Source organism: Cobetia sp. D5 (assembly GCF_035666195.1).
GTDB classification, from domain to species: domain Bacteria; phylum Pseudomonadota; class Gammaproteobacteria; order Pseudomonadales; family Halomonadaceae; genus Cobetia; species Cobetia amphilecti.
Genome location: NZ_CP142020.1, coordinates 1,198,935 through 1,211,164, shown reverse-complemented (window position 1 = coordinate 1,211,164; position 12,230 = coordinate 1,198,935). Strand labels below are relative to the sequence as shown.

General features: G+C 61.3%; 9 protein-coding genes. 3 read left to right on the top strand and 6 right to left on the bottom strand.

Going from position 1 to position 12,230, the window contains the following annotated elements:
- Positions 1 to 69 precede the first annotated feature (69 nt).
- A complete protein-coding gene (gene trpB, locus U0O11_RS05130) occupies positions 70 to 1,311 on the bottom strand; it encodes a tryptophan synthase subunit beta (RefSeq protein WP_324691968.1) in 1,242 nt (413 codons plus the stop codon).
- A gap of 223 nt (positions 1,312 to 1,534) precedes the next feature.
- Here trpB and U0O11_RS05125 point away from each other — a divergent pair, with 223 nt between their 5' ends.
- Positions 1,535 to 2,458 carry a LysR family transcriptional regulator gene (locus U0O11_RS05125; protein WP_054554924.1) on the top strand — a complete coding sequence of 308 codons (924 nt, stop codon included), beginning with the start codon at positions 1,535 to 1,537 and terminating at the stop codon, positions 2,456 to 2,458.
- Positions 2,459 to 2,856: 398 nt separating this feature from the next.
- On the opposite strand, the gene U0O11_RS05120 is transcribed toward U0O11_RS05125, so the two are convergent.
- Positions 2,857 to 4,647, bottom strand: a complete 1,791-nt coding sequence (locus U0O11_RS05120; protein WP_279836720.1) for a putative bifunctional diguanylate cyclase/phosphodiesterase — start codon at positions 4,645 to 4,647, stop codon at positions 2,857 to 2,859.
- A 695-nt stretch (positions 4,648 to 5,342) separates the two neighbouring features.
- On the opposite strand from U0O11_RS05120, the gene U0O11_RS05115 reads away from it, so the two are divergent.
- Together U0O11_RS05115 and U0O11_RS05110 are read left to right on the top strand one after the other, a co-directional pair.
- Entirely contained in the window at positions 5,343 to 6,209 is an 867-nt protein-coding gene (locus U0O11_RS05115) for a 2OG-Fe dioxygenase family protein (RefSeq protein ID WP_084589647.1), read from the top strand.
- Between the two features lie 635 nt (positions 6,210 to 6,844).
- On the top strand, positions 6,845 to 7,462 hold the full coding sequence (locus tag U0O11_RS05110; protein WP_213113872.1) for a LysE family translocator: 618 nt from the start codon (positions 6,845 to 6,847) through the stop codon (positions 7,460 to 7,462).
- Between the two features lie 182 nt (positions 7,463 to 7,644).
- Here U0O11_RS05110 and U0O11_RS05105 read toward each other — a convergent pair whose 3' ends face one another.
- From U0O11_RS05105 to purF, 4 genes are all read right to left on the bottom strand, one after another.
- Positions 7,645 to 8,244, bottom strand: coding sequence for a YceI family protein (locus tag U0O11_RS05105; protein WP_043336921.1), 600 nt, complete (start codon positions 8,242 to 8,244; stop codon positions 7,645 to 7,647).
- Positions 8,245 to 8,309: 65 nt separating this feature from the next.
- Positions 8,310 to 8,852 carry a cytochrome b gene (locus tag U0O11_RS05100; RefSeq protein ID WP_215824062.1) on the bottom strand — a complete coding sequence of 181 codons (543 nt, stop codon included), beginning with the start codon at positions 8,850 to 8,852 and terminating at the stop codon, positions 8,310 to 8,312.
- A gap of 177 nt (positions 8,853 to 9,029) precedes the next feature.
- Complete coding sequence (locus tag U0O11_RS05095; RefSeq protein WP_225347761.1) at positions 9,030 to 10,244, bottom strand: O-succinylhomoserine sulfhydrylase; 1,215 nt, start codon at positions 10,242 to 10,244, stop codon at positions 9,030 to 9,032.
- A 235-nt stretch (positions 10,245 to 10,479) separates the two neighbouring features.
- Positions 10,480 to 11,994 (bottom strand): amidophosphoribosyltransferase, encoded by a 1,515-nt coding sequence (gene purF / locus U0O11_RS05090; RefSeq protein ID WP_043336916.1) that lies wholly within the window; start codon positions 11,992 to 11,994, stop codon positions 10,480 to 10,482.
- Positions 11,995 to 12,230: the final 236 nt, after the last annotated feature.

Sequence of the window (12,230 nt, the reverse complement as noted above, 5' to 3'; positions counted from 1 at the left end):
GCATGGGGCGCTCAAATTCAGTCAGCGACTGACGATTCTGACGCCGGGCAACACGTGACAGACCCGGGCTTACTCGCCGTCAGGGTTCAGGCCCAGTTCGTCGGCCAGGTGATGAGTCACGGTGGCCATGTCCTTGTCACCACGGCCGCTCAGGTTGACCACCATCAGGTGGTCCTTCGGCAGGCCCGGTGCACGCTTGATGACTTCCGCCAGCGCGTGGGAGGACTCCAGCGCCGGAATGATGCCTTCCAGACGGCACAGCACCTTGAAGGCGTCCAGCGCTTCCTGGTCGGTCGCGGCGACATATTCGGCACGCTTGATGTCATGCAACCATGCGTGTTCCGGACCGATACCCGGATAGTCGAGACCGGCGGAGATGGAGTGTGCATCGCCGATCTGACCTTCTTCATCCTGCAGCAGGAAGGTGCGGTTGCCATGCAGTACGCCTGGCAGGCCGCCCTTGAGGCTGGCGGCATGACGCGGAGTTTCCAGGCCTTCACCAGCGGCTTCGACACCGATGATCTCGACGCTTTCCTCATCGAGGAACGGGTGGAACAGGCCCATGGCATTGGAACCGCCGCCGATGCAGGCGACCAGCGAATCCGGCAGACGCCCTTCCTTCTCCTGCAGCTGCACGCGGGTTTCCTGACCGATGATGGACTGGAAGTCACGCACCAGCTGCGGGTACGGGTGCGGCCCGGCCACGGTACCGATGATGTAGAAGGTGTCATCGACGTTGGTGACCCAATCACGCAGCGCCTCGTTCATGGCATCCTTCAGCGTGCCATCACCGGCGGTGACAGGCACGACCTTGGCGCCCAGCAGCTGCATGCGCTGCACATTGGGCTGCTGGCGATGGATATCGGTGGAGCCCATGTAGATCACGCAGTCCAGCCCGAAACGCGCCGCCACGGTGGCAGTCGCCACACCGTGCATGCCGGCACCGGTCTCGGCGATGATGCGCTGCTTGCCCATGCGGCGAGCGAGCAGTACCTGGCCCAGCGCATTGTTGATCTTGTGAGCCCCGGTATGCATCAGGTCTTCACGCTTGAGATAGATCTTGGCGCCGCCCAGCTGCTCGGTCAGACGCTCGGCGAAATACAGCGGGCTCTGGCGGCCGACATAGTCCGCGGACAGACCAGCCAGCTCCTCGGCGAATGCCGGGTCCTGCTTGGCGGCTTCATACTCGCGCTGAAGGTGCAGGATCAACGGCATCAGCGTCTCGGCAACGAAGCGGCCGCCGAAATCACCGAAGAAACCCTTGGCATCAGGCCCTTGGCGCAGGCTGGGGGTAGCAGTCGTCTGGCTCATGCTGAACTCCTCGAATCGTGTCAGTGGCTGGTCTCACATACTGCGCAAGGCATCTGCGGGGCCAGCGATATGGTGATCATCCTAGCGCTGCAGGCACTGGAAGAAAAACGATAAAATCGCCAAGATGTGTGAGAAAAACTCACACATGGTCGAGACAGTCATTGCCGCGCAGCCACTCTTTCCATGCCAATGACACGTCCAGCACTTGCTCAGGAGACACACCATGGAGCGCACCGAGCTACTGCCTCCCCTCAATGCACTGCGCACCTTCGATGTGGCGGCTCGCCATGAGAGCGCCTCGCGCGCCGCAGAGGAGCTGCATGTGACTCACGGGGCCGTCAGCCGTCAGATCCGCCAGCTGGAAGACGCACTCGGCACACGCCTGTTCGATCGCGCCGGGCGGGGCCTGACACTGACACAGGCCGGCCGTGAGCTGGCGACCGCGACCCGTCATCACCTTGGCGGCCTGGCACGCGTGTGCGGAGCACTGGCACGCAGTGATGCGCGGGCGCCCTTCGTGCTGAGCTGCCCGGGGTCGTTTCTGGCACGCTGGTTCATTCCGCGACTGGGGGCACTCAAGGACGCCCTGCCGGAACTCGAGCTGCACCTGACCGCCAGTGATGACAACGAAGGGCTGCGCAATGGCGTGGACGGTGTCCTGCGCTTCCAGACGCCGCCCTTTGATGACGCCGAGCATCAGGAGACGCGCGTGCTGGGCACCGAGCGCATCGGGCCCGTCCTGCGGCCCGACAGCGAGTGGCTGAGCGAGGCATCCAGTCCCCCTTCCCCCGAGGTTCTGCTGGGCCTGCCCCTGCTGCATACCCGATCACGCCCGCAAGCCTGGCCGGATTGGTGCTCACGCCAGGGGCTATCCAGTGAGGGGCTTGATTACGCGCAAGGCTTCGAACACCTCAACTACCTGCTCGAGGCGACACTGGTCGGGCTGGGCGTCGGCATCGCGCCGGACTATCTGGTGGAGGAAGACCTGCGCAGCAAGCGTCTCGTGGCCCCCTGGGGCTTCGTCGAGACCGAGGCATGCCTGACGCTGACCTTGCCGCAGGTCGGCCGCGCTCGTGCTCGCCACCCGCATGCCGAGGCGCTGGGCGAATGGCTCGCCCGGGAGCTGGCGACGGCACCGCCCCACTAGCCACACTTTGTGACAGGCATAAAAAAAGCCAGTCACAAGGACTGGCTTGCCCGGACATGTATCCAGAGGATAGCGCCGGAAAGATCGTGAATCCGCTCAAGGAACCATCGCAACCTGCAACGCAGGCTGGAAGCGAGGATGGGCGAACAACCCTGCGCATTGAACGACGCAGCCACCCTCGGCAGAAATGATCGAGGAGCCATGGCTGGCTCGACTCGAAGACTTCACGTCAGGTGGCCAGTCCTTATCCGAGATGGAGGACTCGAGATGAAGGGTGACGGCCTGACGCGTTTCAACTGTCAGCATCATATCTTTTAGTCCGCGAACAAAAAAGGGCCCAAACAGCAACAGACCTTTGCTGGAGAAGCACCATCAATCGCTCGCATGGCCGACCGGTATCAGTGACAGCCAGGGGCTGCAGCGCCCTTGTCCGAGGCGAGAGCCCCCGAGGCGCGATTTGGCGGATTGTTGCCACCGAGTAACAGTCGCTGAATATCCGTGGCCGCCATCGGCTTGTAGAAGTAATAGCCCTGGATCAGGTCACAACGCATCTCGCGCAGCAACTCCAGCTGCTGTTCGTTCTCCACCCCTTCCGCGACCACCTCCAGCCCGAGGCGATGACCAAGGAAGACCGTAGCCTCCATGATGGCGCGATCCTTGGGTTCCTGGGCGCACTCGATCACGAAGGAGCGATCTATCTTGAGCGCCGTCACGGGCAACAACTTGAGATAGCTCATCGAGGAATAGCCAGTGCCGAAGTCATCGATGGCGATCTTGTAGCCACGGTCGTAGAGCGCCCGCAGGCTGTCGCGTACCTTGATATCGGCATCGATCAACACGTTCTCGGTCAGCTCGATACCGATGTCCCGCGGTGTCAGCCCGTATTCCTCGACATAGGCCTCAAGGCGGGTGAAGACGTCCGAACTGATGGCCTGGCGCCCGGAGATGTTGATGTCGATCCGGTAGCCCTTCAGCCCCATGGCGCGCCATTCGGCCTGCTGACGACACGCCTGGCGGATGACCCAGTCTCCCAGACGCTCGATCAGATTGGTGCGCTCGGCGACCTTCACGAAGTCGGAGGGCGGAATATAACCCTCGGGAGAATGCCAGCGCAGCAGCGCCTCGAAGGATTCGATGCGCTCACTGCGCGCCGCCACCTGCGGCTGGTAATGCAGCGACAATTCCCCTCCGCCGTCCTGATTCAGCAGCGACTGCAGACGTCCGGCCAGATGGTGCTGATGCAGCATCTCGTTGCGGACTTCCTGATTGAAGAACTGATAGCCATCGCGCCCGGCCAGCTTGGCACGATGCTTGGCGACATCGGCATTGCGCACCAGCTCGGCCGCCTCGCTCCCATTCTCGGGATACAGGCTGATGCCGATACTCAGACGCAGCAGCAACTGGCGCCCTTCGATCTCGAAGGGTCGCTGGAAGTCCTGACGAATGCGCTCGACCACCGACAGGGCATCACTCTCGTAATCCAGACGTGGCATCGCCAGCACGAATTCATCGCCACCAAAGCGCGAGAGCAGATCCTGATTGCGCTGGAAGCCCTGCAGACGCTTGGCCACGCTACGGATGACGCGGTCACCCATCTCGTAACCGAGGGTGTCATTGATCTCGGTGAAATGATCGATATCGAGAAACAGCACCATAAGGGTGTCGTCATGACGCTGACATTCACTGAGCGCCTCACCGAGTTCGCTCTCGAAGGTCTGGCGATTGGGCAGCTCCGTCAGGGGGTCGAAACGCGTCATGTAATCCAGATCACGCTGGACCTTGCGCTCACCCGCCAGATCGATGTCGATACAGAACATCAGCGGGTTGTCAGTGCGCTCTCCCAGCATCACATGGTGGGAAAAGACAGGCACGGGGGCGCCTGACTTGTGCTTGAGCTCAAGTTCACTGGAGGGGATCTCGATACCCTGAGAGACCCAGGCATGGTGTGCGTCCACCACGACATCTGCCATCGTCTCCGGGATCACCAGAGTTTCCAGGCATCGTCCACGAGCTTCCTGCTCGCTATAGCCGTATAGCCGCTCGCTGGCCTCGTTCCAGTAGATGACGCGGCGCTGGCTGTCATAGCCCTGAACGGCGACGCGCGGCAGACTTTCCAACAGCTCTCGAAAGCGCTGATCACTGACGGGAAGTCCCTTGCTGGTCGAGAGGCCAACCATACTCGTCTGCATGACCGCCTCCTGCGTATGCTGATGATGTGACACCTGACGCTTGCGAGATAGCATGATGCCCGCAGTTGCGCCAAGAATCACCATCAGTAACGCGGTTGGCCATCGACCCAGCATGCTCTGGCCCCACATCACCACCACCATCAACGTCAGTACCACGGCAATGATGACGGGACGAGAGCACAATATTCCGGCGGCCCTGCTGGCCTGGCGGAACCCTTTAGCCATGTTGAAGGATACCTCCGCTGCCGTCCTTCGCCTGTTCGCCGGACTTCGGCGGGGCAGATCAACTCGTGACGGAATGTCACTTCGAACGAGTTCTCTCACACGCAGAACGAGTTCTTGTCGTCATGAGAAAAGTCTAAGGGTCTGCTGCGCGTAAACCCAGCGTCTTGCAGCGCCTCTCGATAACTATCCTCAACGCTTCATGCAGTGCCAGACGGCCTGAACCTGCGTTGCGCTGCTCGTCTGCAAAGGGCGAAGAATAGCGCTAATGACTTACATAATACCAGTCGATTAGATTACTCATACCTCGATATTGGCCATGTACCCATATTGATGATACTTGCGCGAGATTAGCGTGTTACCGCCATGGTACGGGTTTGACTATCTCGTGCGCACCTTCCCATTCTCCTCGACGTTGCCAACGCAACACCTTCCATTTGCGCCCAAGCGCACAAAACGTCGAGGAATTTCATATGAACATCGCAAATCGTGGCGTACGTCAACTGGCCGACTCTTCCCGCAAGATCACCCTGGAACAGGGCGGCCTGGTGGAGCACTATCCGACCCCCAAGACGGACACCACCCCCTTGCGCCTGCCGCTTGCCTCGCAGTACTGGCCGGAGGCAGTCCACGAGGAGCTGGCACGCCAGCATTGGAGCAAGGCTTCCATCACCTCCCAGATCGACCTCGAGGCCTGGCAGGGCTTCCTGAAGGACCTGCCGCGTGACCCCTACGTCAACACCCGCTGGAAGCGCATGTCCTGGCTGCACCTGAACGACCAGCATGAAGTCGAGACGCTGGGCGAATGTCCGATGGCGCAGGGCGGCAAGTTCAATGACGCCGCCAGCATGGCTGACCGTCTGCGCTATTACGCACCGCTGGAAGAGAGCTTCACCGAACGCGAGGATGTGCGCGCCTTCGTGAAGGCCTGGGCCGACATGTGGGGTATCGGCCCGCGTGAACCTATCCTGATGCAGATCACCGGCGTGCGCGGTGATGGCACCATCGACCCTCTCCAGGGTCAGGGCATCCACGCCGATGGCTGCAAGTACCTGAGCATCCTGGTGCTCAACCGCGAGAATGTCAGCGGTGCCATCAACACCCTCTATCAGGACAAGGCAGGCAAGGAGCTGCTGACCACCACGGAGCTGGCACCGGGTGAGGTCCTGCACATCCACGATGACCAGCTGTTCCACAGTGTCAGCTCCATCACCCAGGAGAACGCCGGCGAGCACTTCGAGCGCTTCATCATCATCATCAACTGCTCGTTCATCGACGAGTTCCAGAACCGCATGCTGCGTCGGCATTTCCCGGACGCCGTCCTCAACGACTGCGAGTGAGCAACGGATTGCTCGCGAGCCATCGCAGCGAGACGCATCGCAACTTGCGGCGTCGTCTCATCTGAAGCCCCGCCGCGCAGAAGCCACGATGCCAATGCCCCCCGATACGTGAAACCCTGTTCTGAGCGCCTGCATCCCTGAGCGCCCAAGCGCCAGAGTACCTGAGTATCTAAGTACCCAAGTGCCTGAATACCTGAGTACCTGAGCGCCCGAGCCTCATGGCGTCAGACACACGAAAGAAGAAGGAGAACCTGCCATCAGGTGACGCACTGTCACAAGATGCGCGCCGACGAAAACGTGCATGTGCAGCACCCAGCGCCAGCCGGACCACCGGCTGGCGCTTTTATATGCCACAGAGCGCCCGCTTCGCGCTTGCCTTGAATCATGCATCTGCCCTGTTACACGATTCTTCCTTCTTCTCTCTCTTCTCTCCTCTTCCTTCTGCTCTCTTCACTCTTTCCTTGTTCTCGATTTCTCCTCCTTGATCCCCTCCTCTTGTTCTGCTCTCCCGCGCCGCCGCGCTTTGCATTACTCTGGTGTCTCGCGCTTGGCGCTCTCGCCTGTCGTCGAGACACGCTTGATTGCATCGTCGCTTTGGCGGCGCTGTCCTTCCCTCTATGCATCAGGGACCTCTCATGACCTTTGAAAGCGGGCTGACCTTCTTCATTGCCATCTTCCTGTTTGGCATCACCCCCGGGCCTGGCATCCTCGCGCTGCTGGCGCGCGGCATGAGCCAGGGTGGCAATGCCTGCGTGCCGATGGCCGTAGGCATGAGTCTCAGTGATGTCTGCTACATGCTGGCGGCGGTGTTCGGCCTGTCGGCACTGGCCACGCATTGGGGCGAAGTCTTCGTGGTCATCCGCATCCTGGGCGCCGCCTACCTGCTCTATCTCGGCTACAAGTTATGGACGAGCTCACCGACACTGGAGGAAGCTGAAGTCCCCAGGTTACGTGGCAACTGGTGGAAAGGGTTTCTACAGGGCTTTCTCATCTCGGCATCCAACCCCAAGGTCATCCTGTTCTATATCGCCTTCCTGCCCACCTTCATGGATATCACCCGGCTGTCTGGCAGCGATATCGTGATCGCCGCCGGACTCAACCTGAGCGCATTGCTGCTGGGCGTGGTGCCGGTGGGCTATCTCGCCGGCCGTGTCCGCCGCTATCTACGCTCGGCGAAGGCAGTCAAACGCCTCAATCGCAGCGCCGGCGGCCTGATGATCGGGGCGGGCGGCTATCTGGCATTGCGCGGCTGACGCCTGAACGACGCCCCATGTGACGCGAGCGCCTTGCACAAACACAAACGCCCCTGCCAAATGGCAGGGGCGTTTGTGTCGAGAGGCATGGGGTCGGATTGCAGAGCGCTTGCGCTCAGCCCACGGCGTCAGTGCACGCTGTCGATACTGAAATCAGCACCAGTGCCCTGCGCTTGCCGTCCTTACTGGCGGATACCTTCGATGACCAGATACAGATCGACGGTGGCCGCATTCGGGCCGAGCTTGGATGTATCGATGCCGTAGTCGGCGAGCTTCAGCGTGGTGGTACCCTCAAAGCCCTGACGGTAGCCGCCCCACGGGTCTTCACCGCCGCCGATATGATCCACATCCAGGGTCACGGGCTGTGTCTGGCCGTGCAGCGTCAGGTCGCCCTTCAGCTTGCCGGAACCATCGCCAGTGGACTCGAAGCCAGTCGAGGTGAAGGTCGCCGTCGGATATTGGGAGACATCCAAGAAGTCGGCCGACTTGATGTGCTTGTCGCGTTCGGCGTGGGCGCTGTCCAGGCTATCGACATCGACCTCTACCGACACTTTCGCATCTTCCGGCTTCCCCTGATCATAGGAGAAATCACCACTGAACTCCTTGAACTGCCCCAGCACGTAGGAATAGCCCAGATGGCTGATCTTGAACTGGATGAAGGCGTGCTGGCCATCGGTATCGATCGTGTAATCGGAGGCCTGTGCCTGACCCGCCATCAGCGGCAGCGACGCCGCCATGAGACCTGCCACCAGTGACTTGCCGAGGAAGGATGTCTTGTTCATGTTGGTGCTCCTTGAGAGGTTTCGTCACATCTGGCGTTCGAGCGTACCCAACGCCTTCCTTTTCGTCAGCGCAGCGGCCGAATCATGCGCCGCAACGTGTCCTGCCCATCCAGCAGGTGATGCTTGAATGCCGCCGCCGCATGCCCCAGCGACAGGATGATCAGCACACAGGCAGCATACCAATGCACCTCACCTGCCAGCGATGCCTGATCCTTCAGCCCCGAGATCACTGCCGGCACCTCGAAGAGATCGAATACCTTGATGCCACGCCCGTCAGCGGTGGAAATGAGGTAACCCGAGATCATCACCACCAGCATCAGCACGTAGAGCAACACATGGCCGATAAGCGCCGCGCGCTGTTCATTACGCGTGCCGTGCGCCTGCGGGGTCGTCTGGCTCCAGCGCCAGGCAAGCCGCACCAGCGTCAGCACCAGCAATATCACCCCGACCGAGCGATGCCACCACGGACCGAGCTGGTACCAGGCATCGTAATAGCCAAGCGACGTCATCCACCAGCCCAGCGCGAAGAGCCCGACGATGGCCAGCGCCGACAGCCAATGCATCACGATGACAGGCCAGCCCCAGCCCCGTCGAGAATTACGCCACATGAGGTGCTCCTGATGACAGTCTCCACCTGACCATCGAGCTGGCAGGTTCTTTGAGCAAGAGCTTAACCAGTGCCCGAACGGACGCCAACCCTTGCGGGCAACACCAGCGAAATTGTCCAGAGACACCAACGCCCGGCAGAACCGGGCGTTGGTGTGCAAAGGCAGGCGTTACGGGACTCAGCTCGCGAGGCGATCAAGTCCGCGCGCCAGATCACGCTTGATGTCGTCGAGATCTTCCAGACCGACGGCAATACGCAGCAGGCCCTCTTCGATGCCGGCGGCTGCTTTCTGGTCATCGCTGAGGCGACCGTGAGTCGTGGTGGCCGGGTGCGTGATGGTGGTCTTCACGTCGCCCAGGTTGCCAGTGATCGACAGGATCTGCGTCGCATCGACCACCGACCAGGCCGCCTCGCGGCCGCCCTTGACCACCACCCCCAGCACCGCACCGAAGGCCTTCTGCTGGGCCTTGGCCAGTTCATGCTGCGGATGGCTCTCAAGTCCGGAGTAATGCACCCGCTCGATGGCCGGATGCGCCTCCAGCCAATGTGCCAGCGTCAGCGCACGTGCACAGTGGGCTTCCATGCGAATGTTCAGCGTCTCCAGGCCCTTGAGGAAGACCCAGGCGTTGAAGGGGCTCAGGCACGGCCCGCAGGTACGCACCACGCCATAGACCTCCTCCATCAGCGAGGAGCTTCCGACCACGGCACCACCCAGCGTCCGGCCCTGACCATCGAGATACTTGGTGGCGGAGTGGATGACGATATCGGCGCCCAGCGTCAGCGGGCGCTGCAGAGCCGGCGTACAGAAGCAGTTGTCGATGGCGAGCCAGGCGTCGTTCTCATGGGCCAGCGCCGCCAATGCCTTGATATCGCCGAGCTCGGACAGCGGATTGGACGGTGTCTCGGCGAACAACAGCTTGGTGGCCGGCGTGATCGCCTCGCGCCAGGCATCCAGATCCTTCAGTTCGACGAAGCGCGTAGTGATGCCCAGCTTGCCGAAGTACTTGGTGAACAGGCTGACACTCGAACCGAAGATGGAACGCGACGCGACGATTTCATCGCCGGATTCCAGCAACGCCAGCACGGTGGACATGATCGCGGCCATGCCGGAACTGGTTGCCACGCAACGCTCACCGCCTTCCATCGCCGCCAGGCGCTCCTCGAAGAAGCGCACCGTCGGATTGGTGAAGCGCGAGTAGATGTTGCCGGCTTCATCGCCCCCGAACTTGGCTGCGGCCTCAGCGGCGCTGCCATAGACGAAACTTGAGGTGGTGTAGATGGGCTCGCCGTGTTCCTGCTCGGCACCGCGCAGGTGACCGGCACGGATGGCGAGCGTCTCGAGGCCCAGCTCATCGCGGGAAAGACCGGCGCGGGAAAGATTGTCGTCGTGCATGGTGTCCAGTACCTCTACTGATGGAATCTACTGCCCTGTGAATCACGATCCAGCGTCACGCGCCGCTGTGACATGTCGCGTCTTCAGCATCTCGGGTCGCGTCGACAGCAAGAAGAAGGAAAAGCGATGCGCCAATGTTACCGGTTTTGAACGCGCAACGGGCCCCGGATTTCTCCGGAGCCCGTTGCGGTTCGCTCATCGCGTGATTGCCTGCCGAGGATGGCAGGCAGCCGGATCAGTCGAGATCTTCCGAATCGTTGTGCAGATCCACCACCGCGTGGGTCTCGCCAGCGCTCTTGGCGCCATCATTGCGCGAGGCACGCAGGTCGTTCAGATAGGCTTCATCGATATCGCCGGTCACGTAGACACCGTCGAACACGGAGCAATCGAACTCATCCAGCGCCGGATTGACTTCACGACAGGCGTCCTTCAGGTCGTCGAGGTCCTGATAGAACAGACGGTCAGCGCCGATCAGGTCCGCGATTTCCTTCTCGGTACGGTCATGGGCGATCAGCTCTTCCGCCGCCGGCATGTCGATGCCGTAAACGTTGGGGTAGCGAACCGCCGGTGCTGCCGACGCGAAGTAGACGTTCTTGGCGCCCGCTTCACGCGCCATCTGGATGATCTCGTTGCAGGTGGTACCGCGCACGATGGAATCGTCCACCAGCAGCACGTTCTTGCCGGCAAACTCGATATCGATGGCGTTGAGTTTCTGACGCACGGACTTCTTGCGCAGTGTCTGCCCCGGCATGATGAAGGTACGGCCGATATAGCGGTTCTTCATGAAGCCTTCGCGGTAAGTCACTCCCAGATGCTGGGCCAGCTCGAGGGCGGAGGTACGCGAGGTATCGGGGATCGGAATCACGACATCGATGTCCTGCTCCGGCCATTCACGCACGATCTTGTCGGCCAGCTTCTCGCCCATGCGCATGCGGGTGCCATAGACGTAGGCACCGTCGAGCAGGGAATCCGGACGCGCCAGGTAGACGTGTTCGAAGATGCACGGCTTGAGAACCGGATCATCCGCGCACTGCAGAGTGTGCAGCTCACGCTCCATGTCGATGAATACCGCTTCACCCGGGGCCAGGTCACGGATCAGCTCGAAGCCGGCGACGTCGAGCGCCACGGATTCGGAGGCGATCATGTACTCGACGCCTTCGGCGGAGTCACGCTTGCCGAAACACGCCGGACGGATGCCGTGCGGATCACGGAAAGCGACCAGGCCAGTGCCGTTGATGATCGAGACGGCCGCGTAGCCGCCCTTGCAGCGACGATGCACACGACGCACGGCATCGAACACATCACCGGCACCCAGACGCATGCCCTGCTTGCCCAGCTCGTGAGCGAAGACGTTGAGCAGCACCTCGGAATCGGAGCTGGTGTTGATGTGACGCAGATCAGAGGAGAACAACTCCTGCTTGAGCTGGTCGGAGTTGGTCAGGTTGCCGTTGTGCGCCAGCGTGATGCCGTAAGGCGAGTTGACATAGAACGGCTGTGATTCCGCCTCGCTGGAGGAACCGGCGGTCGGGTAGCGAACATGGCCGATCCCCATGTTGCCCTTGAGACGCTGCATGTGACGAGTGCGGAAGACATCACGCACCAGACCATTGCTCTTGCGCAGCAGGAAACGACCTTCGTGCCAGGTCATCATGCCCGCGGCGTCCTGCCCGCGGTGCTGCAATACGGTCAGCGCGTCATACAGCGCCTGGTTGACCGAGGCGTTGGCCATCAAACCTACAATCCCGCACATCCCGTCATTACCTCACTAATACACACTTGGATAGGGAAGCGCACGCTGGCGACTGCCGGCGCCCGTCCATATGGCAATATGAGTGCTCACACGGCGCAATTGTCAGGCCTGCCCCCCATGCAGGCAACACCTGACCGATGGGTCAACCCCTTCGACTGCCCCGCATGAGGCTTCAGCAACGCGTGCCGAATGCCGAAAACGACAACGCCGGGCCACGATGCCCGGCGCTGAAGATC